Annotated in this window: 22 protein-coding genes and 1 riboswitch; of the genes, 8 read left to right on the top strand and 14 right to left on the bottom strand. The window is 57.0% G+C overall.

The genetic code is table 11. The features are described 5' to 3' along the window. Together hemE and nudC are read right to left on the bottom strand one after the other, a co-directional pair. Complete coding sequence (hemE, locus tag ACJ8M3_RS24385) at positions 1 to 1,065, bottom strand: uroporphyrinogen decarboxylase (protein WP_197845589.1); 1,065 nt, start codon at positions 1,063 to 1,065, stop codon at positions 1 to 3. Positions 1,066 to 1,103: 38 nt separating this feature from the next. Then, a complete protein-coding gene (nudC, locus tag ACJ8M3_RS24380; protein WP_197845590.1) occupies positions 1,104 to 1,871 on the bottom strand; it encodes an NAD(+) diphosphatase in 768 nt (255 codons plus the stop codon). 101 nt (positions 1,872 to 1,972) lie between these two features. Here nudC and ACJ8M3_RS24375 point away from each other — a divergent pair, with 101 nt between their 5' ends. The 8 genes from ACJ8M3_RS24375 to ACJ8M3_RS24340 all read left to right on the top strand — a co-directional run bounded on the left by ACJ8M3_RS24375 (position 1,973) and on the right by ACJ8M3_RS24340 (position 9,706). Then, complete coding sequence (locus tag ACJ8M3_RS24375) at positions 1,973 to 2,476, top strand: Rsd/AlgQ family anti-sigma factor (protein WP_019456431.1); 504 nt, start codon at positions 1,973 to 1,975, stop codon at positions 2,474 to 2,476. A gap of 39 nt (positions 2,477 to 2,515) precedes the next feature. Beyond that, positions 2,516 to 2,640: riboswitch (TPP riboswitch) on the top strand. Between the two features lie 114 nt (positions 2,641 to 2,754). Then, positions 2,755 to 4,698: a phosphomethylpyrimidine synthase ThiC gene (gene thiC, locus ACJ8M3_RS24370; RefSeq protein ID WP_197845591.1), complete on the top strand. Its 1,944-nt coding sequence runs from the start codon at positions 2,755 to 2,757 to the stop codon at positions 4,696 to 4,698. Beyond that, on the top strand, positions 4,691 to 5,341 hold the full coding sequence (thiE, locus tag ACJ8M3_RS24365; RefSeq protein WP_046688071.1) for a thiamine phosphate synthase: 651 nt from the start codon (positions 4,691 to 4,693) through the stop codon (positions 5,339 to 5,341). Before thiC ends, thiE begins: the two co-directional genes overlap by 8 nt. Further along, positions 5,334 to 6,083 (top strand): HesA/MoeB/ThiF family protein, encoded by a 750-nt coding sequence (locus ACJ8M3_RS24360; RefSeq protein ID WP_413715571.1) that lies wholly within the window; start codon positions 5,334 to 5,336, stop codon positions 6,081 to 6,083. Before thiE ends, ACJ8M3_RS24360 begins: the two co-directional genes overlap by 8 nt. Further along, positions 6,080 to 6,280 (top strand): sulfur carrier protein ThiS, encoded by a 201-nt coding sequence (gene thiS / locus ACJ8M3_RS24355; protein ID WP_016929423.1) that lies wholly within the window; start codon positions 6,080 to 6,082, stop codon positions 6,278 to 6,280. The genes ACJ8M3_RS24360 and thiS overlap by 4 nt, the downstream gene beginning before the upstream one ends. A gap of 1 nt (position 6,281) precedes the next feature. Then, a complete protein-coding gene (locus ACJ8M3_RS24350) occupies positions 6,282 to 7,061 on the top strand; it encodes a thiazole synthase (protein WP_442514781.1) in 780 nt (259 codons plus the stop codon). Next, the gene (thiH, locus tag ACJ8M3_RS24345) at positions 7,061 to 8,194 is read left to right on the top strand and encodes a 2-iminoacetate synthase ThiH (RefSeq protein WP_033644362.1); all 1,134 of its coding nucleotides are present in this window, start codon (positions 7,061 to 7,063) and stop codon (positions 8,192 to 8,194) included. The genes ACJ8M3_RS24350 and thiH overlap by 1 nt, the downstream gene beginning before the upstream one ends. Before the next feature lie 816 nt (positions 8,195 to 9,010). Continuing rightward, entirely contained in the window at positions 9,011 to 9,706 is a 696-nt protein-coding gene (locus tag ACJ8M3_RS24340; RefSeq protein ID WP_033644361.1) for a response regulator, read from the top strand. Here ACJ8M3_RS24340 and ACJ8M3_RS24335 read toward each other — a convergent pair. The 12 genes from ACJ8M3_RS24335 to ACJ8M3_RS24280 form a co-directional block, all read right to left on the bottom strand. Further along, complete coding sequence (locus tag ACJ8M3_RS24335) at positions 9,692 to 10,966, bottom strand: sensor histidine kinase (RefSeq protein WP_047573080.1); 1,275 nt, start codon at positions 10,964 to 10,966, stop codon at positions 9,692 to 9,694. The genes ACJ8M3_RS24340 and ACJ8M3_RS24335 overlap by 15 nt on opposite strands. Position 10,967: 1 nt before the next feature. Continuing rightward, positions 10,968 to 11,432, bottom strand: a complete 465-nt coding sequence (locus ACJ8M3_RS24330; protein ID WP_047024912.1) for an oxidoreductase — start codon at positions 11,430 to 11,432, stop codon at positions 10,968 to 10,970. Further along, a complete protein-coding gene (locus ACJ8M3_RS24325) occupies positions 11,432 to 11,878 on the bottom strand; it encodes a GNAT family N-acetyltransferase (protein ID WP_033652702.1) in 447 nt (148 codons plus the stop codon). The genes ACJ8M3_RS24330 and ACJ8M3_RS24325 overlap by 1 nt, the downstream gene beginning before the upstream one ends. A 168-nt stretch (positions 11,879 to 12,046) precedes the next feature. After that, a complete protein-coding gene (rpoC, locus tag ACJ8M3_RS24320; protein WP_033644357.1) occupies positions 12,047 to 16,270 on the bottom strand; it encodes a DNA-directed RNA polymerase subunit beta' in 4,224 nt (1,407 codons plus the stop codon). Positions 16,271 to 16,388: 118 nt separating this feature from the next. Beyond that, on the bottom strand, positions 16,389 to 20,417 hold the full coding sequence (gene rpoB, locus ACJ8M3_RS24315; RefSeq protein WP_047024913.1) for a DNA-directed RNA polymerase subunit beta: 4,029 nt from the start codon (positions 20,415 to 20,417) through the stop codon (positions 16,389 to 16,391). A gap of 332 nt (positions 20,418 to 20,749) precedes the next feature. Further along, positions 20,750 to 21,115, bottom strand: coding sequence for a 50S ribosomal protein L7/L12 (rplL, locus tag ACJ8M3_RS24310; protein WP_004929903.1), 366 nt, complete (start codon positions 21,113 to 21,115; stop codon positions 20,750 to 20,752). 63 nt (positions 21,116 to 21,178) lie between these two features. After that, positions 21,179 to 21,676 (bottom strand): 50S ribosomal protein L10, encoded by a 498-nt coding sequence (rplJ, locus tag ACJ8M3_RS24305; protein WP_004929905.1) that lies wholly within the window; start codon positions 21,674 to 21,676, stop codon positions 21,179 to 21,181. Positions 21,677 to 22,010: 334 nt separating this feature from the next. Next, the gene (rplA, locus tag ACJ8M3_RS24300; RefSeq protein ID WP_004929908.1) at positions 22,011 to 22,715 is read right to left on the bottom strand and encodes a 50S ribosomal protein L1; all 705 of its coding nucleotides are present in this window, start codon (positions 22,713 to 22,715) and stop codon (positions 22,011 to 22,013) included. A 3-nt stretch (positions 22,716 to 22,718) separates the two neighbouring features. After that, positions 22,719 to 23,147 (bottom strand): 50S ribosomal protein L11, encoded by a 429-nt coding sequence (rplK, locus tag ACJ8M3_RS24295; protein ID WP_015376316.1) that lies wholly within the window; start codon positions 23,145 to 23,147, stop codon positions 22,719 to 22,721. Positions 23,148 to 23,312: 165 nt separating this feature from the next. Further along, positions 23,313 to 23,858, bottom strand: a complete 546-nt coding sequence (gene nusG, locus ACJ8M3_RS24290) for a transcription termination/antitermination protein NusG (protein WP_004929914.1) — start codon at positions 23,856 to 23,858, stop codon at positions 23,313 to 23,315. A 1-nt stretch (position 23,859) separates the two neighbouring features. After that, positions 23,860 to 24,243, bottom strand: coding sequence for a preprotein translocase subunit SecE (gene secE / locus ACJ8M3_RS24285; protein WP_004929916.1), 384 nt, complete (start codon positions 24,241 to 24,243; stop codon positions 23,860 to 23,862). Positions 24,244 to 24,502: 259 nt separating this feature from the next. Further along, the coding region (locus tag ACJ8M3_RS24280) for an EF-Tu/IF-2/RF-3 family GTPase (RefSeq protein ID WP_438929720.1) at positions 24,503 to 25,141 on the bottom strand (639 nt) is incomplete at its 5' end.

Genomic DNA, 25,141 nt, shown 5'->3' with positions numbered 1-25,141 from the left:
TTAACGGTGGTATTTCGCCGAGTGCGCGTGTACCGCCTCGACGAAGGCGCCGGCGTGCTCCGGCGGCACATCCTGGTGGATGCCGTGGCCCAGGTTGAACACATGGCCGTTGCCGTGGCCGAAACCGGCCAGAATGGTCTCCACTTCTTCCGCGATGCGCGCCGGAGAAGCATAGAGCATCGACGGATCCATATTGCCCTGCAGCGCCACTTTGTCGCCCACGCGCCGACGCGCGTCGGCGATGTCGGTGGTCCAATCCAGCCCCAGCGCATCGCAGCCGGTGGCGGCCATCGCCTCCAGCCACTGCCCGCCGCCTTTGGTGAACAGCGTCACCGGCACGCGGCGGCCGTCGTTTTCACGCAGCAACCCGTCGACGATCTTGTGCATGTAGTGCAAAGAGAACTCGCGGTAATCGCGCCCGGTCAGCACCCCGCCCCAGGTGTCGAACACCATCACCGACTGCGCGCCGGCCTTGATTTGGGCGTTGAGGTATAGGATCACGCTGTCCGCCAGCTTGTCCAGCAACAGGTGCAGCGTGGCCGGTTCGGCATACATCATCTTCTTCAGCTTGGTGAAGGCCTTGCTGCTGCCGCCTTCGACCATATAAGTCGCCAGCGTCCATGGGCTGCCGGAGAAGCCGATCAGCGGCACTTCGCCCTTCAGCTCGCGGCGAATGGTGCGCACCGCGTTCATCACATAGCCCAACTCCACTTCCGGATCGAACACCGACAGCTTGTCGACGTCGGCGCGGCAGGTAACGGGGGAGCTGAAACGCGGACCTTCGCCGGCTTCAAAGTACAGGCCAAGCCCCATGGCGTCGGGAATGGTGAGAATGTCGGAGAACAGGATGGCGGCGTCCAGCGCATAGCGGCGCAGCGGCTGCAGCGTGACCTCGCAGGCCAGCTCCGCGTTCTTGCACAGCGACATGAAATCACCGGCCTGGGCGCGGGTCGCCTTGTACTCCGGTAAATAACGACCGGCCTGGCGCATCATCCATACGGGGGTCACATCCACCGGCTGGCGCAACAGCGCGCGCAGGTAGCGATCGTTCTTCAACTCAGTCATTTATGGGGCTCCCTTAATAATCTGCCGGCCATTGTACATTATTCTGCCCGGCACAGCGCCACGGTGTCCTCAATCAACCGGCGCGCCACGGTGCCGGGCGGCGGCAACAGCGGCAGCTGGTCGTAGCGATACCAGCCGGCGTTGAGCAGCTCCTTGGGGTCGTGACGAAGGTCACCCTGATGGTAATCGGCCATAAAGGCCATCATCAGCGAGTGTGGGAACGGCCACGGTTGTGAAGTGACGTAGCGCAGGTTCTTGATTTCGATATTGCTCTCTTCCATCACTTCGCGCGCCACCGCCTGCTCCAGCGTTTCGCCCACTTCGACGAAACCGGCCAGCACCGTGTGGATACCGCCGCGATGGCGCACGTGCTGCGCCAGCAGGATCTGATCGTCGCGCCGAATGGCGACGATCACGCAGGGCGCAATCTGCGGGTAGTACCGTTCTTTGCAGTGGCCGCAGAGGCAGGCGCTTTCGGTGCGGCTGAGATGCATCTCATGGCCGCAGTAGCCGCAAAAGCGATGGGAGCGGTAGAAATCCGCCAGCTGCACGCCGCGCCCGGCAAGCTGGAACAGACCACGATCCTGATCCAACAGCTGACGCACCGATCCCATCTCCCGCGGCATCGCCTGGCGCACCAGCCAGACCGGCGCGCCCTCCCACTCACCGATGATGCGCGCCATGTGGCCCTGCAGCCCGAGGACGGCGGCCGTCCCCGACGGCAATTCACCGTTCGGTAACCAAAGTTTGCTTTCATGGCTGACGATCCACCAGCCGTTTTCATTGCCCGTTAATGCAAGTTCCATATCGTTGTTGCACAACCTCAGCTTCACTGGCACTCTACAAATCGGCTTTGTTACATTTTAATAACTTACCGGTTACTTTTATTACTTACACGGAGTCAAACATGCTCAACCGTTTGGAAAGGCTGACTCAGCGCGTTGGCGGTAGTAATGAATTAGTTGATCAATGGCTTCAGGCCCGCAAGCAGTTGCTGGTCGCCTACTGCACGCTGGTAGGCCTCAAACCGAATAAAGAAAAGCATACGCCGCTGAATGAAAAAGCGCTGGAGAACTTTTGCCATAACCTGGTGGATTACCTCTCAGCAGGGCATTTTCATATCTATGACAGAATTATCAAACAAGTGGAAGGCGCAGCCAGTCCGAAAATGTCGCTGGCGGTGAACATCTACCCCAAGCTATGGGCCAACACCGAACAGATCATGGCGTTCCACGATCGCTATACCGAAGTGGATATCGATCAGGAGGTCTGTCTGGAATTCCATCAGGCCTTGTCGGATATCGGCGAAACGCTGGCGGCGCGCTTTGCGCTGGAAGATAAGCTGATCCTGTTGGAAGCGGAGGCCGCGCAGCAACCGCTGCCGGACCAGGCGCTGGATCCGGCGCGTTAAAATTTTATAGTTTTTTTTCTTATCCCTCCTATACTGGGGGACATCTTGTCGGAGTGCCTAGCGCCTGATTTGTTCATCGAATCAGCCAGGCTGAGACCGTTAATTCGGGATCCGCGGAACCTGATCGGGTTAATACCCGCGAAGGGAACAAGAGTAATCTATCGCCACAGGCACGGCCTTCCCCTTGCGGGCGCCCAGCCTTATCGGCCACCATCATTACTCCCTCCGAGCTCCAGACAAGCAACTTTCCCAACCCAACACACTGGTAGGAACTTGCTATGTCTAACGTTAATCCACCGCGCGCCCGTAAAGCGCAACGCGAAGCCGCCCAGCAGTTTATCGACACGCTGCAAGGCATGGCTTTCCCAAACTCACGCCGCATCTACCTGCAGGGCTCGCGCCGCGATATCCAGGTGCCGATGCGCGAAATTCAGCTCAGCCCGACCCTGGTCGGCGGCAGCAAAGATAGCCCGCAGTATGAACAGAACGAGGCGATCCCGGTATATGACACCGCGGGCCCCTACGGCGATCCGCAGGCCGAGCTCGATGTGCACGCCGGCCTGGCCAGGCTGCGCGCCGGCTGGATCGACGCGCGCGGCGATACTGCGACCCTGAGCGGCGCCAGTTCCGGCTTCACCCAACAGCGTCTGGCGGACGAGGGGCTGGATCACCTGCGCTTCGAACATCTGCCGCTGCCGCGCAAAGCGCTGCCGGGCAAGTGCGTGACCCAGCTGCACTACGCCCGCGCCGGCATCGTCACCCCGGAGATGGAGTTTATCGCCATCCGTGAAAACATGGGGCGCGAACGCATTCGCGGCGAGGTGCTACGCCACCAGCATCCGGGCCAGGGCTGGGGCGCCAACCTGCCGGACAACATCACGCCGGAGTTCGTGCGCCAGGAAGTGGCCGCCGGCCGCGCCATCATTCCTGCCAACATCAATCACCCGGAGGCGGAGCCGATGATCATCGGCCGCAATTTCCTGGTGAAGGTGAACGCCAATATCGGCAACTCGGCGGTCACGTCGTCGATCGAAGAAGAGGTGGAGAAGCTGGTGTGGGCCACCCGCTGGGGCGCAGACACCGTGATGGATCTCTCCACCGGCCGCTATATTCACGAAACCCGCGAGTGGATCCTGCGCAACAGCCCGGTGCCCATCGGCACCGTGCCTATCTACCAGGCGCTGGAGAAGGTCAACGGCGTGGCGGAAAACCTCACCTGGGCGATGTTCCGCGATACGCTGCTGGAACAGGCGGAACAAGGGGTCGATTACTTCACCATCCACGCCGGCGTGCTGCTGCGCTATGTGCCGATGACCGCCAAACGCCTGACCGGCATCGTGTCGCGCGGTGGCTCGATCATGGCCAAATGGTGCCTGTCGCACCATCAGGAAAACTTCCTCTATCAGCACTTCCGTGAAATCTGCGAGATCTGCGCCGCCTACGACGTTTCGCTGTCGCTCGGTGACGGCCTGCGCCCCGGCTCGATTCAGGACGCCAACGACGAAGCCCAGTTCGCCGAACTGCATACGCTGGGCGAGCTGACCAAAATTGCCTGGGAATACGACGTGCAGGTGATGATCGAAGGCCCGGGCCATGTGCCGATGCAGATGATCCGCCGCAACATGACCGAAGAGCTGGAACATTGCCACGAAGCGCCGTTCTACACCCTTGGCCCGCTGACCACCGATATCGCCCCGGGCTATGACCATTTCACCTCCGGCATCGGCGCGGCGATGATCGGCTGGTTCGGCTGCGCCATGCTGTGTTACGTCACGCCGAAAGAACACCTCGGCCTGCCGAACAAAGAGGACGTCAAGCAGGGCCTGATCACCTACAAGATCGCCGCCCACGCCGCCGATCTGGCCAAGGGCCATCCGGGCGCGCAGATCCGCGATAACGCCATGTCCAAGGCGCGTTTCGAATTTCGCTGGGAAGATCAGTTCAATCTGGCGCTCGATCCGGCCACCGCGCGCGCCTATCACGACGAAACCCTGCCGCAGGAATCCGGCAAGGTCGCCCACTTCTGCTCAATGTGCGGGCCGAAATTCTGCTCGATGAAGATTTCACAAGAGGTGCGCGACTACGCCGCCGCCCAAGAGGCCGCCAAACCGATCGAGGTGCAGCTGACCGGCATGGAAAAAATGTCCGCCGAGTTCCGCGCCCGCGGCAGCGAGCTGTATCACAGCGCCGGCAATCTGCAGGAGGAGACGAGCAATGACTGATATCACGACGCCCTTCCCGGCGACGCCCCACAAACTGGGGCTTTACCCGGTCGTCGACAGCGTGGAATGGATCGCTCGTCTGCTGGAGGCCGGCGTTACCACGATCCAGCTGCGCATCAAGGATCTGCCGGACGAGCAGGTCGAAGAGGATATCGCCGCCGCCATCGCGCTGGGCCGGCGTTATCAGGCGCGGCTGTTCATCAACGATTACTGGCGGCTGGCGATCAAGCACGGCGCCTACGGCGTGCATCTGGGCCAGGAAGATCTCGATACCACCGATCTGGCGGCCATTCACCGCGCCGGGCTGCGGCTCGGCGTTTCCACCCATGACGATGCCGAGCTGGCGCGCGCGCTGGCGGTGAAACCCTCCTACATCGCGCTGGGGCACATCTTCCCCACCCAGACCAAAGACATGCCTTCGGCGCCGCAGGGGCTGGCGGAGTTAAAACGCCACATCGCCGGTTTGGCGGATTACCCGACGGTGGCGATCGGCGGGATCAGTATCGATCGCGTACCGGCGGTGCTGGCGTGCGGCGTCGGCAGCGTGGCGGTGGTCAGCGCCATCACCCAGGCGCCGGACTGGCGCGCGGCGACGGCCGAACTGCTGCGGCTGATCGAAGGTAAGGAGCCGAACGATGCTTAACGATCGGGAGTTCCTGCGCTACAGCCGCCAGCTGCTGCTGGAGGATGTCGGCCCGGAAGGTCAGGAAAAACTCAAGCGCGCCACGGTGCTGATCGTCGGCCTGGGGGGGCTGGGGTCCCCGGCTTCGCTGTATCTGGCCGCCGCCGGGGTCGGCACGCTGCTGCTGGCCGACGACGACACGTTGCACGTCACCAACCTGCAGCGGCAAATCCTGTACCGCAGCGCCGATACCGCCACCGGCAAAGCGGCGCTGGCGCAACGCCATCTGCAGGCGTTGAACCCGTTGGTGGAGTCCATCCCGCTGGCGCAGCGGCTGCAAGGGCAAGCGCTGCGCGACGCGGTCGCCCGCGCCGATCTGGTGCTGGACTGCTGCGACAACATGGCGACCCGCCATGAGGTCAACGCCGCCTGCATCGCCGCCGCCAAGCCGCTGATCAGCGGCAGCGCAGTGGGTTTCAGCGGCCAGCTGCTGGTGCTCGAGCCGCCCTATGCGCACGGCTGCTACGCCTGCCTGTACCCGGAGCAGGAAGAACCGCAGCGCAACTGCCGCACCGCCGGGGTGCTCGGCCCGGTGGTGGGCGTGATCGGCACTCTGCAAGCGCTGGAGGCCATCAAGATGCTGGCCGGCCTGCCTGCCTCCCTCAGCGGCAAGCTGCGGCTGTTCGACGGCAAGCAGCAGAGCTGGAGCACGCTGCAGCTGAGCCGGGCCCGCGCCTGCCAGGTCTGCGGAGGCGCCGCATGAAGATCCGTCTGAACGACCAACCGCTGGAGCTGGCGCAGCCGCTCAGCGTCGCCGCCCTGCTGACCCAGCTGGAACGCCACCAGCCGGGCACCGCGCTGGCGATCAACCAAACCATCATCCCACGTGCCGACTGGGCCGACCATCAGGTGCAGGACGGTGACGACATTTTGCTGTTTCAAGCGATCGCCGGAGGCTGACATGCTGAAAATCTCCGATACCACTTTTACCTCGCGCCTGTTCACCGGCACCGGCAAGTTCGCCACCCCGGCGCTGATGTTGGAGGCGCTGGCGGCCTCCGGCTCACAGCTGGTGACCATGGCCATGAAGCGCGTCGATCTGCGCGGCGGCAACGACGCCATTTTGGCGCCGCTGCAACAGTTGGGCGTCAGGCTGTTGCCCAATACCTCCGGCGCCAAAACGGCCGCCGAAGCGGTGTTCGCCGCCCGACTGGCGCGCGAAGCGCTCGGCACCCACTGGGTGAAGCTGGAGATCCATCCCGATGTGAAATACCTGCTGCCGGATCCGATAGAAACGCTGAAGGCGGCGGAAACGCTGGTGAAAGACGGTTTTGTGGTGCTGCCCTACTGCGGCGCCGATCCGGTGCTGTGCAAACGGCTGGAAGAAGTGGGATGCGCAGTGGTGATGCCGCTCGGCGCCCCTATCGGCTCCAACCGCGGTCTGCGCACCCGTGACTTCCTCGAAATCATCATCGAGCAAGCTAAGGTGCCGGTGGTGGTAGACGCCGGCATCGGCGCGCCAAGCCACGCGCTGGAAGCGATGGAGCTGGGCGCCGACGCGGTGCTGGTGAATACCGCCATCGCCGTGGCGCGCGATCCGGTGCAGATGGCGCGGGCATTTCGCCTGGCGCTGGAGGCCGGCGAGCTGGCACGCAGCGCCGGATTAGGCTCCAGCCAGCGCGGCGCGGTCGCGTCCAGCCCGCTGACCGCTTTCCTCAGCCAGCCAGAGGAGGCGCAGTGATGACCGACGATTTCAGTAGCCGCTGGCAACAGCTGGACTGGGACGACATTACGCTGCGCATCAACGGCAAAACGGCGCGCGACGTGGAACGCGCATTGAACGCCGACAAGCTGACGCGCGACGACTTTATGGCGCTGATCTCCCCCGCGGCCGCGCCGTATCTGGAACCGTTGGCGCAACGCGCGCAGTTGCTGACCCGTCAGCGGTTCGGCAACGTCGTTAGCTTCTATGTGCCGCTGTACCTGTCCAACCTGTGCGCCAACGACTGCACCTACTGCGGCTTTTCGATGAGCAACCGCATCAAGCGCAAAACGCTGGATGCGGCGGAGATTGCACGCGAGTGCGAAGCCATCAAGGCGCTGGGGTTCGAACATCTGTTGCTGGTCACCGGCGAACATCAGACCAAGGTCGGCATGGACTATTTCCGCCAGCACATTCCGGCGATCCGCCGCCACTTCAGCTCGCTGATGATGGAAGTGCAGCCGCTGGCACAGGAGGAATACGCCGAACTGAAAACGCTGGGCCTGGACGGCGTGCTGGTGTATCAGGAAACCTACCATCCGGCCACCTATCTGCAGCACCACCTGCGCGGCCAGAAACAGGATTTCCATTGGCGCCTGGCCACGCCGGATCGCCTGGGGCGCGCCGGGATCGACAAGATAGGCCTCGGCGCGTTAATCGGCCTGTCCCACAGCTGGCGAACCGACTGCTATCTGCTGGCGGAACACCTGTTCTACCTGCAGCAAACCTATTGGCAGAGCCGCTACTCGATCTCGTTCCCACGCCTGCGCCCCTGCGCCGGCGGCATTGAGCCCGCGTCTATCATGAGTGAGCCTCAGCTGGTGCAGCTGATCTGCGCCTTCCGGCTGTTCGCGCCGGACGTTGAGCTGTCGCTGTCTACCCGGGAGTCGCCGTACTTCCGCGATCATATGATCCCGGTGGCGATCAATAGCGTCAGCGCCGGATCCAAGACGCAACCCGGCGGCTATGCCGACGACGTACCGCCTGAGCTGGAACAGTTCGAGCCGCACGACGGCCGCACGCCGCAGCAGGTCGCCGAGGCCATCAGCAACGCCGGGCTGCAGCCGGTGTGGAAAGACTGGGACGATTATCTGGGACGCAGCGCGCAATAAGCGGCAACGTTTACCGCCGTGCGAAGAAAACGCTGGAGCGGCCGCGCAATGCCGAACGGTGGCGCTGGCGCCGGCAAACGCGCCGATTATAGTGACGTTGCCGACCGCCAAACCCGGTGTCGGCCGGGGCCGTTACCCTCTCGATGGCCCCGCCTTATCCAACCCCGGATCGCGCACAGACGCTCTTGCGCGACTCCGGTTCCTCACCAACGGCCATCCTGGAACCTGCGCCTGAGGGCACGCACGAACAGGCGGTTTTATCGGCTCAGGTGACGGGCATGATGAGGGAATAGCGGTGTTCAGCACTCACGCAGAGTGTTTTTCAATGGAGCCCGTTGCGGCAGAGAACGGCAGAACGAGGAAAAAGTCGATGCGGAGACGAAAAGTGACTCGAGGGGTAATCCCCGATACTGCCAATGGCCCTGGTGTTGGCCGTCGCGTTTTTTTGCCGCCTGCTCCCTGCTTACAGACAAGAGCAGGCGGTTTATTTTGTGAGACTGGCAACCCCCCCAGGACGCGAATCACACAGTATGTGCGCTAATTAACCATACAAACGATTAAATGTGAATGTCTTTTGAGTGTTTTTTTATTTGATATCGAGTGTATTCTGAGTTTGCCAAGGAAAATCAAACTGATATCACCGCAACCTCCGGGGCATCATCTATAATCCAGCACGGGTCCTCGCGCAGATTTGCCACGCTCGCGGTCAACATCAAAAAAGCCAAGGTTGTCATGAAGAAAACGCCAAATTACATCGATGCAATCAGCGCGTTGCTCACTCTTAAAGGGGTTGGCGACAGAAAACATGCCTCCACGATGGCCAACATACTGAACCTTCAGTACAACAGCGCCAAGCAGAAGCTGGATGGTAAAAGGGGCATCACCCTCGACGAAGTCAGAAAGGTGTTTCAGTACTTCAACGAGCCATTCGCCGGCCAAAGAACGCATAACGGCGTTTTTATCATGAACAGCATTCACAAACGCTGTAAGGTTGAAGTCGACGAACACCCGGTGACACAGCTGGACGACGACGAAACCTACGCCTACAAAAAAGATGACCTTTTCATCATCAATACCAGCCGGGATACGCAGGCCGACGTACCGCTGTACAGAGTCAACAAGATAGACTTTCTGCCGGCGCCGCGCATCGCGATCCTGGACAACGACAGCGATATCCTCGAGCTGTTGAAGAAAATCGCCTGCCGCTACGGCATTGAGACCGAGACCTTTCAAACGGCGGATGCCATGCTGGCCGCACTTGAGCAACAGTCCTTTGAGGCGTTTATTCTGGACTGGCTGTTGGACTTCGGCGAAACCTCAGAACGCGTCGTGAAGAAAATAAAGGACACTCTCGATCCGCATGCGCGCATCATCATTCTGACCGGCCAGCTGAATCACTATGAGAAGAATATCGGCGATATGATCCTGCACTATGACGTGCACCTGGTGGAAAAACCGACCAAACCGCTGATTATCTCCTCACTGCTGTTGTCGAATTTATTCTTTAATTAGTTTGACCGGAATGCGGATGAAAAACGATGAACCAACGCCTTCGGTGGATTTGACTCTGATGGCGCCTTTCAGCGTCGTCACATAATTCTTGATAATGGTCAGCCCCAGCCCCAGCCCCTGCCGTGTTTCCCTTTCTACTCCCTGATTGAACGCCTTGTACAACCGTTCCAGATTATTAACGTTAAATCCGATGCCGTTGTCTTTTACCCATAAATACAGATTGCCGTGGCACACCTTCACGTTGAGGATGATCGCGCCGTGGTGAGTAAATTTGTCCGCGTTGCTGAGCAGATTGGCCAATATTCGGTAGAGCTTGTATTTGTCGGAGCAAATCAAACCAACATAGGATGAACGACGCACCACGATGCGATTACCGCGCCCGGCGCTGATACTGGTCATGGCATCGTCCACCACCTCATGCAGCCGAAAGGTGGAAATATTGACGTTGACCTCCCCCATTTCAAACCGCGAATAATCCATCACCTCGCGCGTTTGTTCGGCGATCTTGTTGCCGTGGTAGGAGATCAGGCGAGCCTCCTTTTTCAGCTCTTCCTGCGCCAGCTCGTGCTCCATGATATCCGCGGCGATGACGATGGCCTGCGTCGAACCGGCGATTTCATGGTAGATGGATGAGATAAAGATGTTCTTGTTCTTGATGATCTCTTTTAACGAGAAGGCGTTTCTCACCACCAGGAACATCATCAGGAACACCAAAATCAGCGATAAGACGGCGAACATCTCGGCTTTTCTCGAATTATCCTGGATGATGCCTTTAACCTCGGTGAAGTTTTTAATTTGTATCCGATAAATAATCTCCTGGATATCGACCAACGTGCCCTCGATGTCATCCATATAAGCGAGGATATCCGCCTTGCTTTTCCGCCCTGCCAGCAAACCGCCGGAAAGATCGCCCAGCGTTCGGTACTGTTGCTTCAGCAGAGCGACGTTCTTGATAAATTCGTCGTCGTAATAGAAAGAGTCGCTGAAGGTGGAGCGGCTCTCCAGGATTTGGATCTTCGAGTAAAATATTTTCTTTTTGATCAGGAAAGCGTCGTAGTCGTCGTTTTCACTGAGCAGCAGCGCAGTTTTGGTTCTTTCAAACGCCAGAAACAGGATCTCGGCCACCGAGTAGTTATCCAGATTGGGTTCGATCTGCTTATAGCGCTCTTTTACGCCACCGAAGTTAATGGCAATCAGCAAAATTAATAAGGAGAAGATGGCAACCAACGCGATAAGAGTACCGATCAGTTTCTTGCTCATCTCATTTAATCTCCAGCCGTTTGACTTGCCAGACGGTTTTCGCGTTCACGTCCAGGTTATTCAGCTCGGGGTATTGATCGCGCGGATAGATAATGGCGAACGGCCCCAGCTCCCCCACGTCGATCGGCTTACCGCCGCGCAGATAGGCGACAATCACGCGATATTTAATCATCTCGTCAATCGGCATCGAATAGGAATAGTCGTCCCACGCGAAGGCACGCACCGACTTCCCTTGCAGATGGTACGCTTTCACCAGCTCCGAAAACTCAACGCCGGTGAACGCCTCTTCCGGGGTGAAATTGGTCGAGGTTTTAATCGTGTGCGACGGCATCGCCTCCAGCATCTGTCGGGTGACCTTGATCTTCTCGCCGTCCGCCGGCTTCAGGTAAAAAAAGTCAACGGCCGCGTACAGCGGCGCGCTGAACAGCGAAAGCAGCAGTAACGTCATCAATCCTTTGATTTTCATTATTCACCCTCTTTGCGTTTCACCAGCTCCGCCTGACCGAACTCATCCCGCCCGATCACATCCCAACCGTGATGTTGATAAAAACCTTCGGCTTTAGAGCCGGGATCGGTGGTTAAGTGAATGGCTTCGGCGCCGTGCTCAAACATCCAGGCAGTGACGCGCGCCAGCAAGGCAGAACCCATTCCCATTGATTGGTATTCCGGCTTCACGAACAGTCCGCCGATCAACGGTTCGGGGATGAACAACCCGAATCCAACGCCGGCATAGTCCTCGCCATACTTGCAGATCCAGCCACCGCCCTGGTTGATGTCTTCCAGCGCCTGCTTGCGCTGCAGATACTGGATCTGATGCGGATGCAGCAGGTTCTCTTCGACGGAAAAGCGGATCTCATACAGGTAAGGCAGGTGTTTCGCCGTCAGTTTTTCGAAGGTAATGAGGCTGTCCATGTTTCGTACTGTCCTTGGTTGTCAGGTAAAAAGCGCCGGTCAATTTCTGCTGTAACCATAGTAGCAAAGTTTGTCATAACCCGGCGCGAGGCGAAAAAAAACCGCCCCCGAGGGAGCGGTTTATCTGGCGATAGGCCCGGCGTAGCGGGCCCACGGCGCGGATGACGATTACTCGTCGTCGCTGCCGCCCAGACCTGCGTTGAGCAGTTCGGCCAGGTTCGCGGTCGCTTCTTCCGCGCTGACTTGCGGAACAACCGGCGCTTCGCCCTGAGCACGACGACGCATGCGATCCTGATGATAAGCGTAACCGGTACCGGCTGGGATCAGACGGCCCACGATGACGTTCTCTTTCAGGCCACGCAGTTCGTCGCGCTTGCCGGCTACGGCAGCTTCGGTCAGAACGCGCGTTGTTTCCTGGAACGATGCGGCGGAGATGAAGGACTCGGTCGCCAAGGAAGCCTTGGTGATACCCAGCAGATCGCGCGAGAAGGTTGCCGGGATCTTACCTTCAGCTTCCAGCTGACGGTTGGCAATCTTGACGCGAGACACTTCAGCCTGCTCGCCTTCCAGGAACTCGGAGCCACCAGCGCTAACGATAGTGCCTTTACGCAGCATCTGACGAACGATAACTTCGATGTGCTTATCGTTAATCTTAACGCCTTGCAGACGGTAAACTTCCTGCACTTCGTTGGTGATGTAGCGGGTAACCGCATGCACGCCACGCAGACGCAGAATGTCGTGCGGAGACTCTGGGCCGTCGGAGACGACGTCGCCACGTTCCACCACTTCGCCTTCGAACACGTTGAGCTGACGCCATTTCGGAATCATCTCTTCGTAAGCGTCGCTGCCGTCCAGCGGAGAAATCACCAGGCGACGTTTGCCTTTGGTCTCTTTACCGAACGAGATAATCCCGCTGATTTCAGCCAGGATTGCCGGCTCTTTCGGACGACGCGCTTCGAACAGGTCGGCAACGCGCGGCAGACCACCGGTAATATCCTTGGTACCGCCGGATTCCTGAGGAATACGCGCCAGGGTATCACCCGCACCGATCTGAATGCCGTCTTCCAGCTGAACGATCGCTTTGCCCGGCAGGAAGTATTGAGCAGGCATATCAGTACCTGGGATCAATACGTCTTCGCCCTTAGCGTCAACGATTTTCAGTGCCGGACGCAGGTCTTTACCGCTACCGGTACGCTCTGCGCTGTCCAGGACAACCAGAGAAGACAAACCGGTCAGTTCGTCGGTCTGACGAGTAATCGTCTGGCCGTCGACCATGTCGGCGAAGCGAATGAAGCCGCTGACTTCACTGATGACCGGCATGGTGTGCGGATCCCAGTTAGCAACGGTTTCGCCGCCGTTAACTTCTTCACCGTCGCCTTTGCCCATCACGGCGCCGTAAGGCACCTTGTAGCTTTCTTTGGTACGGCCGAATTCGTCGATCAGTTTCAGTTCGGTGTTACGCGAGGTGATCACCAGCTTGCCTGCGGCGTTCATAACGAACTTCGCGTTGCTCAGCTTGATGCTACCCTTGTTTTTCACCTGAATGCTGGATTCAGCAGCCGCACGAGATGCCGCACCACCGATGTGGAACGTACGCATCGTCAGCTGTGTACCCGGCTCACCGATGGACTGTGCCGCGATAACGCCGATGGCTTCACCTTTGTTGATGATGTGGCCACGTGCCAGGTCGCGACCGTAGCAGTTTGCACACACACCGAAGTCGGTTTCACAGCTCACCACGGAACGGACTTTAACGCTGTCGACAGAGTTCTCTTCCAACAGGTCACACGCCTTCTCGTTCAGCAGGGTGTTGCGCGGCACCAGAATGTCCGCCGTACCCGGCTTGAGGACGTCTTCTGCCGTCACACGGCCCAGAACGCGTTCACGCAGCGGCTCTTTCACGTCGCCACCTTCGATAACCGGAGTCATCAGGATGCCGTCGTGGGTGCCACAGTCGTCTTCGGTCACCACCAGGTCCTGCGCCACGTCAACCAGACGACGGGTCAGATAACCGGAGTTCGCGGTTTTCAGTGCGGTATCCGCCAGACCTTTACGAGCACCGTGAGTGGAGATGAAGTACTGGAGTACGTTCAGACCTTCACGGAAGTTCGCGGTGATTGGCGTTTCGATGATGGAGCCGTCCGGCTTCGCCATCAGACCACGCATACCGGCCAGCTGACGAATCTGAGCGGCGGAACCACGCGCACCGGAGTCGGCCATCATAAAGATGCTGTTGAAGGAAACTTGCTGTTCCACTTCGCCGTCACGGTTAACCACGTCTTCTACCGACAGGTTTTCCATCATCGCTTTCGCAACGCGTTCGTTCGCGGCAGCCCAGATATCGATCACTTTGTTGTAGCGTTCGCCGGCGGTCACCAGACCAGACTGGAACTGCTCCTGGATCTCGGCAACTTCGGTTTCCGCTTCTTCGATGATCTCCGCCTTCTTGGCCGGGATAACCATGTCGTCGATACCTACGGAAGCGCCGGAACGGGCTGCGTAAGCAAAGCCGGTGTACATGATCTGGTCAGCAAAGATAACGGTCGGCTTCAGGCCCAGGATGCGGTAACAGGTGTTCAGCATCTTGGAGATCGCTTTCTTGCCCAAAGGCTGGTTAACGATCGCGTACGGCAGACCTTTCGGTACGATCATCCACAGGATGGCGCGGCCGATGGTGGTGTCGATGATGCTGGTCTGAGAGGTCCACTCGCCTTCGGCGTTCTTGACGTCTTCGGTGATACGCACTTTAACGCGCGCATGCAGCGACGCCAGGCCGGCGCGGTAAACACGCTCAGCTTCTTTGGAACCGTTCAGCACCATGCCTTCGCCTTTGGCGTTAACACAGTCGCGGGTCATGTAGTACAGACCCAGTACAACGTCCTGAGAAGGAACGATGATTGGCTCGCCGTTCGCTGGGGACAGGATGTTGTTGGTGGACATCATCAGCGCACGCGCTTCCAGCTGGGCTTCCAGCGTCAGCGGTACGTGAACGGCCATCTGGTCACCATCGAAGTCGGCGTTATATGCCGCACAAACCAGCGGGTGCAGCTGGATCGCTTTACCTTCGATCAGAACCGGTTCAAACGCCTGGATACCCAAACGGTGCAGGGTTGGTGCACGGTTCAGCAGTACCGGGTGTTCGCGAATCACTTCGTCCAGGATATCCCAAACGACGGCTTCTTCACGCTCAACCATTTTCTTGGCGGCTTTGATGGTGGTGGCCAGGCCACGCAGCTCCAATTTGCCGTAGATGAACGGTTTGAACAGCTCCAACGCCATCTTCTTAGGCAGACCGCACTGATGCAGACGCAGGTATGGACCTACGGTGATAACGGAACGGCCTGAGTAGTCAACGCGTTTACCGAGCAGGTTCTGACGGAAACGACCCTGCTTACCTTTGATCATGTCGGCCAAAGATTTCAGAGGGCGTTTGTTGGAACCGGTGATCGCACGACCGCGACGGCCGTTATCCAGCAGGGCGTCTACCGCTTCTTGCAGCATACGCTTTTCGTTGCGCACGATGATGTCCGGCGCAGCCAGATCCAGCAGGCGTTTCAGACGGTTGTTACGGTTGATCACGCGGCGATACAGATCGTTCAGATCCGACGTCGCGAAACGACCGCCATCCAGCGGAACCAGCGGGCGCAGATCCGGCGGCAGTACCGGCAGCACGGTCAGGATCATCCACTCCGGCTTGTTACCGGACTGTACGAACGCTTCCAGCAGCTTGATACGCTTGGTCAGTTTCTTGCGCTTGGTTTCGGAGTTGGTTTCGTTCAACTCTTCACGCAGCTGCTCGCACTCGGCTTCCAGATCCATGTTTTTCAACAGGGCCTGAATGGCTTCCGCACCCATCTTGGCGTCGAATTCGTCACCGAACTCTTCCAGCGCGTCCAGATACTGCTCTTCGGTCAGGATCTGACGACGCTCGAGGTTGGTCATACCGCCTTCGACCACCACATAGGATTCGAAGTACAGTACGCGTTCGATGTCACGCAGCGGCATATCCAGCAGCAAACCGATGCGGGATGGCAGCGATTTCAGGAACCAGATGTGCGCAGTCGGGGAAGCCAGCTCGATGTGGCCCATGCGCTCACGACGCACTTTGGTCTGGGTCACTTCAACGCCGCACTTCTCACAGATCACGCCGCGGTGTTTCAAGCGCTTGTACTTACCGCACAGGCACTCGTAATCTTTTACCGGCCCGAAGATACGGGCGCAGAAAAGGCCGTCACGCTCTGGTTTGAACGTACGGTAGTTAATGGTTTCCGGCTTCTTAACTTCACCGAACGACCACGAACGGATCATGTCTGGCGAGGCCAGAGCAATCTTGATCGCATCAAACTCTTCGGTCTTAGTTTGCGCTTTCAGAAACTTCAATAAGTCTTTCACGGATTGGCTCCTGTCGGAGTTAAACCTGTTGGGCACCCACAACCGCAGTAGGTACCCGTGTGACCTGAACAACCACCCTCAGGCTCCCTTAGGCGGGGAGCCTGAGCCGGAATGACGATTACTCGTCTTCCAGTTCGATGTTGATGCCGAGCGAGCGGATTTCTTTCAACAGTACGTTGAAGGATTCCGGCATGCCTGGCTCCATCCGGTGATCGCCATCCACGATGTTTTTGTACATCTTGGTACGGCCGTTAACGTCATCCGACTTAACGGTGAGCATTTCCTGCAGGGTATAAGCCGCGCCGTATGCTTCCAGTGCCCACACTTCCATCTCACCGAAGCGTTGACCACCGAACTGCGCTTTACCACCCAGAGGCTGCTGAGTAACCAAGCTGTAAGAACCGGTTGAACGGGCGTGCATTTTATCGTCAACCAAGTGGTTCAGTTTCAGCATGTACATATAGCCGACAGTAACCTGGCGCTCGAATTGCTCACCGGTACGGCCATCGAACAGCGTGATCTGACCGGAGGTCGGGATACCGCCCATTTCCAGCAGCTTCTTGATTTCAGTCTCTTTCGCACCGTCAAACACCGGCGTTGCGATCGGCATACCTTTTTTCAGGTTCTCTGCCAGACGCAGCACTTCGTCGTCGCTGAAGGTGTTCAGGTCAACTTTCTGGCAAACGTCGTCGCCCAGATCGTAGGCCTTCTGGATGAACTCACGCAGCTTGGCCACTTCCTGCTGCTGCTTCAGCATCTGGTTGATCTTCTCACCGATGCCTTTCGCAGCCATACCCAGGTGGGTTTCCAGGATCTGACCGATGTTCATACGTGATGGTACGCCCAGCGGGTTCAGTACGATGTCTACCGGCGTGCCGTTTTCATCGTAAGGCATATCTTCGATCGGGTTGATCTTGGAGATAACACCCTTGTTACCGTGGCGGCCCGCCATCTTGTCACCCGGTTGGATCTGACGTTTAACGGCCAGATAAACCTTGACGATTTTCAGTACGCCCGGCGCCAGATCGTCGCCCTGAGTGATCTTACGACGCTTGGCTTCCAGCTTCTTCTCGAAGTCGGATTTCAGTTCGTCGTACTGCTCAGCCAGCTGCTCCAGCTGGTTTTGTTTCTCTTCGTCGGTCAGGCCCAGTTCCAGCCAGCGATCGCGCGGCAGCTTGCTCAGCTTGTCGGCTTCGATGCCACCGGCAACCAGTACCGCGTGGATACGCGCAAACAGGCCGGCTTCCAGGATCTGCAGTTCTTCAGTCAGGTCTTTCTTCGCCTGCTTCAGCTGCATCTCTTCGATTTCCAACGCGCGCTTGTCTTTTTCCACGCCATCGCGGGTGAAGACCTGCACGTCGATAACCGTACCGGAAACGCCGTTCGGCACACGCAGAGAAGAGTCTTTAACGTCAGACGCTTTCTCACCGAAGATCGCACGCAGCAGTTTCTCTTCCGGCGTCAGCTGGGTTTCGCCTTTAGGCGTTACCTTACCGACCAGGATGTCGCCGCCGGTCACTTCAGCACCGATATACACGATACCGGACTCATCCAGCTTGGAGAGCGCCGCTTCACCCACGTTAGGGATGTCGGCGGTGATCTCTTCAGGCCCCAGCTTGGTGTCGCGAGACACGCACGCCAGTTCCTGGATGTGGATGGTGGTGAAGCGATCTTCCTGCACCACGCGCTCGGAGACCAAGATGGAGTCTTCGAAGTTGTAGCCGTTCCAAGGCATGAACGCTACGCGCATGTTCTGGCCGAGCGCCAGTTCGCCCAGGTCTGTCGATGGGCCATCCGCCAGCACGTCGCCGCGCTCGATTGGCTCACCCAGATTCACACACGGCATCTGGTTGATGCAGGTGTTCTGGTTAGAACGGGTGTACTTGGTCAGGTTGTAAATATCGATACCTGCTTCGCCCGGGTACATCTCGTCTTCGTTAACTTTGATAACGATACGGGAAGCATCCACGTACTGGATCACACCGCCGCGTTTGGCAACGGCGGTTACGCCGGAGTCAACCGCTACAGCGCGTTCCATACCGGTACCGACCAGCGGCTTATCGGCGCGCAGGGTTGGTACGGCCTGACGTTGCATGTTCGCACCCATCAATGCACGGTTGGCGTCATCGTGTTCCAGGAATGGAATCAGTGAGGCACCAACGGAAACGACCTGTTGGGTGGATACGTCCATGTAGTCAACCTGGTCGCGGCTGAACAGGCTTGATTCGCCTTTGCTGCGGCAGGTGACCAGGTCTTCTACGAAGCGGCCTTCGTCATCCAGGTTGGAGTTCGCCTGGGCGATAACGAAGTTGCCTTCTTCAATAGCAGACAGGTAGTTGATTTCATCGGTCACCACGCCGTCACGCACGCGGCGGTACGGGGTTTCCAGGAAGCCATACTCGTTAGTCTGTGCGTACACGGACAGGGAGTTGATCAGACCGATGTTTGGACCTTCCGGCGTTTCGATTGGGCACACGCGGCCGTAGTGGGTCGGGTGTACGTCTCGAACTTCAAAGCCGGCGCGCTCACGGGTCAGACCGCCCGGGCCCAGTGCGGAGATACGACGCTTGTGCGTGATCTCGGACAACGGGTTGTTCTGGTCCATGAACTGGGACAGCTGGCTGGAGCCGAAGAACTCTTTCACCGCCGCCGAAATCGGTTTGGCGTTGATCATGTCCTGAGGCATCAGGGTATCCAGATCGCCCAGAGACAGACGCTCTTTCACCGCACGCTCAACACGCACCAGACCTACGCGGAACTGGTTCTCGGCCATTTCGCCGACGGAGCGGATACGACGGTTGCCCAAGTGGTCGATATCGTCCACTTCGCCCTTGCCGTTACGGATATCGATGAGCTTCTTCATCACTTCGATGATGTCGTCTTTGCTCAGGATGCCCGAACCTTCGATCTCGTCGCGCAGCAGAGAACGGTTGAACTTCATACGGCCAACCGCGGACAGATCGTAGCGGTCTTCGGAGAAGAACAGGTTCTCGAACAGGCTTTCGGCAGCTTCGCGCGTTGGCGGCTCACCAGGGCGCATCATGCGGTAGATTTCTACCAGCGAGCTCAGACGATCGTTGGTCGGATCGACACGCAGCGTTTCAGAGATGTACGCGCCGTGGTCCAGATCGTTGGTGAACAGCGTTTCGATGCGCTTGTGGCCGGACTGGCTCAGCTTGGCCAGCAGATCCAGCGACAGCTCCATGTTGGCTGCGCAGATCAGTTCGCCGGTATTGGTATCGATATAGTCTTTCGCGACCACTTTGCCCGCGATGTACTCTACCGGTACTTCAATGCTCTGAATGTCGTCTTTTTCCAGCTGACGGATATGACGAGCGGTGATGCGACGGCCTTTCTCTACGTAGATCTTGCCGTTGGCTTCGATATCGAACGAAGCGGTCTCACCACGCAGGCGCTCTGGCACCAGCTCCATCTGCAGCTTGTTGTCGCGGATTTCGAAGACGATCTTGTCAAAGAACAGGTCGAGGATCTGTTCAGTGGTGTAGTTCAGCGCGCGCAGAATGATGGTCGCAGGCAGTTTGCGGCGACGGTCAATACGCACGAACAGGTTGTCTTTCGGATCGAACTCGAAGTCCAACCATGAACCGCGGTAAGGGATGATGCGTGCGTTGTACAGCACTTTACCCGAGGAGTGGGTTTTACCCTTATCGCTGTCGAAGAATACGCCAGGACTACGGTGCAACTGAGATACGATAACCCTCTCAGTACCGTTGATCACAAAGGTGCCGTTTTCGGTCATGAGCGGAATTTCGCCCATGTAGACTTCTTGTTCCTTGATGTCTTTGACCGTACCTTCAGGCGCTTCGCGCTCATAGATAACCAGGCGCAGTTTTACGCGCAGCGGTGCAGAGAACGTCACACCACGGATCTGGCACTCTTTGACGTCGAAGACCGGCTCACCAAGACGGTAGCTAACGTATTGCAGCTCCGAATTGCCACTGTAGCTCTGGATAGGGAAAACAGAACGGAATGCGGCTTCAAGGCCGTACTGCCCTTCTGGATCTTGCTCGATAAACTTCTGGAACGAGTCAAGCTGGATAGAAAGGAGATATGGTATGTCCAGCACTTGTGGACGTTTACCAAAATCCTTACGAATACGTTTTTTCTCGGTATAGGAGTAAACCATAGGGTTCCTCAGCTCGCTGATCAGTGACCCAATCTGTCCGTCCGATTAGGGACAGTTCATGCAACACCGTTTTGTCGACCGGAAAGCGGGAACACTTTCCGCAATATCTCTTGCTATCACGCTTAAACCATTTCATCGCGCCTTCCCCCAGAACTCCTGGTAGTGCAAAGACCGCGGTATATTAAGTCGTCGATAGAAACAAACATTGGGAGGCGAAACCAGCAGCCAAACAGTGTGAAACGCTACTGGCGCCCTACAGCGCAAAAAGGCTGGTGACTAAAAAGTCACCAGCCATCAGCCTAAAAGACTAGGCTGCAACCGGAAGGGTTGGCTTATTTAACTTCAACTTCTGCGCCAGCTTCTTCCAGAGATTTTTTCAGAGCTTCTGCGTCATCTTTGCTCACGCCTTCTTTCAGAGCGGCTGGAGCAGATTCAACCAGGTCTTTAGCTTCTTTCAGACCCAGGCCGGTAGCGCCACGTACTGCTTTGATAACAGCAACTTTGTTAGCGCCTGCAGCTTTCAGGATAACGTCGAATTCAGTTTTCTCTTCAGCAGCTTCAGCTGGGCCAGCAGCTACAGCTACAGCAGCAGCAGCAGAAACGCCGAATTTTTCTTCCATAGCGGAAACCAGTTCAACAACGTCCATTACGGACATAGCGGCAACTGCTTCCAGGATTTGGTCTTTAGTGATAGACATAACAATTGTTCCTAAAATTCAGAAATAGTTTAAATACGTTAGCAAAGGCTAAGAAAGAGTGGCTTACGCCGCTTCTTTCTGATCGCGTACTGCAGCCAGAGTGCGAACCAGTTTGCCGGCAGCGGCTTCTTTCATGGTTGCCATCAGGCGTGCGATCGCTTCTTCGTAAGTTGGCAGCGTCGCCAGGCGGTCGATTTGCGCCGCTGGGATCAGCTCACCTTCAAAGGCCGCAGCTTTAACCTCGAATTTTGCATTCGCTTTCGCGAACTCTTTGAACAGACGAGCAGCAGCGCCCGGGTGTTCGTGAGAGAATGCAATCAAGGTTGGACCGACAAACGTGTCTTTCAGGCATTCGAATGGAGTGCCTTCAACTACGCGACGCATCAGGGTGTTGCGAACAACACGCATGTAAACGCCAGCTTCACGACCTGCTTTACGCAGTTCAGTCATTTTATCTACGGTAACGCCGCGGGAATCCGCAACAACCGCAGACAGCGCGCCTTTGGCTACTTCGCTGACTTCAGCAACAATCGCTTGTTTGTCTTGAAGATTTAATGCCATTAGCTTTTTGCTCCTGGATTAGCCGGGGAAAATCCCCCGGAACTCACTTCACTCGGCGCTTTGTAAAACGCCACGCCGAGCGGCTTAACACGGTGAGCAGAATCCAGCAAAGACATTCTTTTATAAAAAAGAAAAATTTTCTTAGGCTCTGTCACCGTCTACGCAGGAAGGATTAAGTATCTTGCGATACACCTGCGGTCTTGGACGGAGGCCTGGATAGGCCAGGCTCCAACCGAAAAATCTTTGTTTTGCCTACGGCATAGCCAATAGCAAAACCTTGGGGCATAAGATTCTAGACAAATCTCGGCCCCAAGTCAAAGCGATAATCGCACGATTAGTTCGCTGCGGCAGACAGACCGCTTTGATCGATAGCAACGCCAGCACCCATGGTGGTGGAGAGGCTAACTTTCTTGATGTACATGCCTTTCGCCTGAGAAGGTTTTGCTTTTTTCAGCGCAACCAGCAGGGCTTCCAGGTTTTCTTTCAGTTTGTCTGCGTCGAAATCAACCTTACCGATAGTGGTATGGATGATGCCGTTTTTGTCGTTACGGTAGCGAACCTGACCTGCTTTAGCGTTTTTCACTGCTTCAGCAACGTTCGGAGTAACGGTACCCACTTTCGGGTTTGGCATCAGGCCGCGTGGACCCAGGATCTGGCCCAGTTGACCTACAACGCGCATTGCATCCGGAGAAGCAATAACAACGTCGAAGTTCATTTCGCCTTTCTTGATCTGCTCAGCCAGATCGTCCATACCTACCAGCTCTGCGCCGGCAGCTTTCGCTGCTTCAGCGTTAGCGCCTTGGGTAAATACGGCAACGCGAACGGAACGACCGGTGCCGTGTGGCAGAACGGTAGCGCCACGAACGTTTTGGTCAGATTTACGAGCGTCGATGCCGAGGTTAACGGCAACGTCAACGCTTTCTACGAATTTAGCGGTGGCCAGCTCTTTCAGCAGAGCAACAGCTTCAGTGATGTCATACTGTTTAGTAGCATCAACTTTGTCACGGATCACGCGCATGCGCTTGGTCAGCTTAGCCATCTCTTAATCCTCCACTACCAGGCCCATGGAACGAGCGGTACCTTCGATGGAGCGAGTCATCGCTTCAACGTCAGAACCAGTCATGTCCGCAGCTTTGGTTTCTGCGATTTCACGTACCTGAGCACGGGTCACTTTACCTACTTTGTCTTTGTTCGGCTTACCGGAACCAGACTTGATACCAGCCGCTTTTTTCAGCAGAACTGCTGCTGGCGGGGTTTTGGTAACGAAAGTGAAGGAGCGATCAGAATAAACGGTGATAACAACCGGAATCGGCAGACCTTTCTCAACGCTGTCAGTTTTAGCGTTGAATGCCTTACAGAATTCCATGATGTTAACGCCCTGCTGACCCAGAGCTGGACCCACTGGTGGGCTCGGGTTAGCCATACCAGCTGCAACTTGCAGCTTAACGTAGGCTTGTACTTTCTTAGCCATTTAAATTTCCTCGGTTTGGGTAGTATCGCCTCGTGAGAGGCTCCCCGTGTTTAACCTCGCCAGACAAACATCAGGCAAGGCATCTAAAAACAAAAGGCGCGAAATTGTAGTTCAATTTCGCGCCTTTGACAAGCGGCAACGGACCGCTTATTGCTGATTATTCGATCAGCCTTTTTCAACCTGGCTGAAGTCCAGTTCCACCGGCGTTGCACGGCCGAAGATGGAAACGGAAACTTTCAGGCGGCTCTTCTCGTAATCGACTTCTTCGACCACGCCGTTGAAATCGGCAAACGGGCCGTCGTTGACGCGCACCAGCTCGCCCGGTTCGAACAGCGTTTTCGGACGCGGTTTGTCACCGACCTGCTGCAGGCGGTTCATGATCGCATCAACTTCTTTATCGCTGATCGGCGCAGGACGGTCAGACGTACCGCCGATGAACCCCATGACACGCGGTACGCTGCGCACCAGGTGCCAGCTGGCGTCATTCATCACCATCTGCACCAGCACGTAGCCAGGGAAGAATTTACGCTCGCTCTTGCGACGCTGGCCACCACGGATTTCAACCACTTCTTCCGTAGGCACCATCACTTCGCCGAACAGCTCTTCCATATCGTGCAGTTTGATGTGTTCACGCAGCGATTGCGCTACGCGACCTTCAAAACCGGAAAACGCCTGAACGACGTACCAACGTTTTTTTGGAGCTTCAGACATTTTAGAACCTCAGGCCAGTAATAAACGACACCAGACGGACCAGAATACCATCCAGCCCCCACAGAATCAGTGACATCACGGCGGTTACCGCGGCAACGATCAACGTGGTGTGTAGCGTTTCCTGACGAGTTGGCCAAATCACTTTACGTACTTCGGTACGCGCTTCGCGGGCAAACGCAACGGTAGCTTTGCCTTTGGTGGTCATCAGAGCCACTGCACCTGCAACGGCGATGATCAGCACAACTGCCAGCGCGCGCAATGGCAGGCTTAAATCACGGTAGTAATAGTTACCGACAATAGCCACAACCAACAGAACGGCGACGATCAGCCACTTTGCCGCTTCCAGGCCGCGTCCGCTCCCTTGAGCCTCGGTATTCGCACTCATAAACCAACCTGTCACAATGATGATTCAGAACAAACAACTTTGCCTCGCATTGCGAGGCAAACCAAACCGATCGGATACCGCACTAGCGATATCCCGGTGTTTTACGCCATGACGTATTCAGTCAATACGGTTTAAGAGCCCATCTCACCAATGATTATGACTGCAAAATCGCTGATGAGATAGGTTCTAGTTCACAGCGTAGAAAAAGGGCATCAAATGATGCCCTTTTACCGCGTGTCGCGTCAAACTTTATCAGCGATTAAGCGATAACTTTAGCAACAACACCAGCGCCTACAGTACGGCCGCCTTCACGGATTGCGAAACGCAGACCGTCGTCCATCGCGATTGGGTGAATCAGGGTTACAACCATGTTCACGTTGTCGCCTGGCATTACCATCTCTACGCCTTCTGGCAGTTCGATGGTACCGGTCACGTCAGTAGTACGGAAGTAGAACTGTGGACGGTAGCCTTTGAAGAATGGAGTGTGACGACCACCTTCATCTTTGCTCAGGATGTACACTTCAGATTCGAACTGGGTGTGCGGCTTGATGGAGCCTGGTTTAGCCAGTACCTGACCACGTTCGATTTCTTCACGTTTGATACCACGCAGCAGAACACCTACGTTCTCACCAGCACGGCCTTCGTCCAGCAGTTTGCGGAACATTTCAACGCCAGTACAGGTAGACTTAACGGTGTCTTTGATACCAACGATTTCAACTTCTTCGCCAACTTTGATGATACCGCGCTCAACACGACCGGTAACAACGGTACCACGACCAGAGATGGAGAATACGTCTTCGATTGGCAGCAGGAACGGCTTGTCGATAGCACGCTCTGGCTCTGGGATGTAGCTGTCCAGGGCTTCGGCCAGTTCGATGATTTTCGCTTCCCACTCAGC

It is taken from the genome of Serratia sp. CY55921 (assembly GCF_052167655.1).
GTDB classification, from domain to species: domain Bacteria; phylum Pseudomonadota; class Gammaproteobacteria; order Enterobacterales; family Enterobacteriaceae; genus Serratia; species Serratia ureilytica.
This window is presented reverse-complemented; position numbering and strand designations above follow the sequence as displayed.

Coding starts and splice junctions, on each gene's coding strand:
- ACJ8M3_RS24330 (WP_047024912.1), bottom strand. CDS start 11,432: ATGAAAATCAAAGGATTGATGACGTTACTGCTGCTTTCGCTGTTCAGC.
- nudC (WP_197845590.1), bottom strand. CDS start 1,871: ATGGAACTTGCATTAACGGGCAATGAAAACGGCTGGTGGATCGTCAGC.
- ACJ8M3_RS24335 (WP_047573080.1), bottom strand. CDS start 10,966: ATGAGCAAGAAACTGATCGGTACTCTTATCGCGTTGGTTGCCATCTTC.
- thiE (WP_046688071.1), top strand. CDS start 4,691: ATGACTGATATCACGACGCCCTTCCCGGCGACGCCCCACAAACTGGGG.
- thiH (WP_033644362.1), top strand. CDS start 7,061: ATGACCGACGATTTCAGTAGCCGCTGGCAACAGCTGGACTGGGACGAC.
- ACJ8M3_RS24325 (WP_033652702.1), bottom strand. CDS start 11,878: ATGGACAGCCTCATTACCTTCGAAAAACTGACGGCGAAACACCTGCCT.
- rplL (WP_004929903.1), bottom strand. CDS start 21,115: ATGTCTATCACTAAAGACCAAATCCTGGAAGCAGTTGCCGCTATGTCC.
- thiS (WP_016929423.1), top strand. CDS start 6,080: ATGAAGATCCGTCTGAACGACCAACCGCTGGAGCTGGCGCAGCCGCTC.
- rplK (WP_015376316.1), bottom strand. CDS start 23,147: ATGGCTAAGAAAGTACAAGCCTACGTTAAGCTGCAAGTTGCAGCTGGT.
- rplA (WP_004929908.1), bottom strand. CDS start 22,715: ATGGCTAAGCTGACCAAGCGCATGCGCGTGATCCGTGACAAAGTTGAT.
- thiC (WP_197845591.1), top strand. CDS start 2,755: ATGTCTAACGTTAATCCACCGCGCGCCCGTAAAGCGCAACGCGAAGCC.
- rpoB (WP_047024913.1), bottom strand. CDS start 20,417: ATGGTTTACTCCTATACCGAGAAAAAACGTATTCGTAAGGATTTTGGT.
- ACJ8M3_RS24360 (WP_413715571.1), top strand. CDS start 5,334: ATGCTTAACGATCGGGAGTTCCTGCGCTACAGCCGCCAGCTGCTGCTG.
- secE (WP_004929916.1), bottom strand. CDS start 24,243: ATGAGTGCGAATACCGAGGCTCAAGGGAGCGGACGCGGCCTGGAAGCG.
- ACJ8M3_RS24350 (WP_442514781.1), top strand. CDS start 6,282: ATGCTGAAAATCTCCGATACCACTTTTACCTCGCGCCTGTTCACCGGC.
- ACJ8M3_RS24340 (WP_033644361.1), top strand. CDS start 9,011: ATGGCCAACATACTGAACCTTCAGTACAACAGCGCCAAGCAGAAGCTG.
- ACJ8M3_RS24375 (WP_019456431.1), top strand. CDS start 1,973: ATGCTCAACCGTTTGGAAAGGCTGACTCAGCGCGTTGGCGGTAGTAAT.
- hemE (WP_197845589.1), bottom strand. CDS start 1,065: ATGACTGAGTTGAAGAACGATCGCTACCTGCGCGCGCTGTTGCGCCAG.
- nusG (WP_004929914.1), bottom strand. CDS start 23,858: ATGTCTGAAGCTCCAAAAAAACGTTGGTACGTCGTTCAGGCGTTTTCC.
- rplJ (WP_004929905.1), bottom strand. CDS start 21,676: ATGGCATTAAATCTTCAAGACAAACAAGCGATTGTTGCTGAAGTCAGC.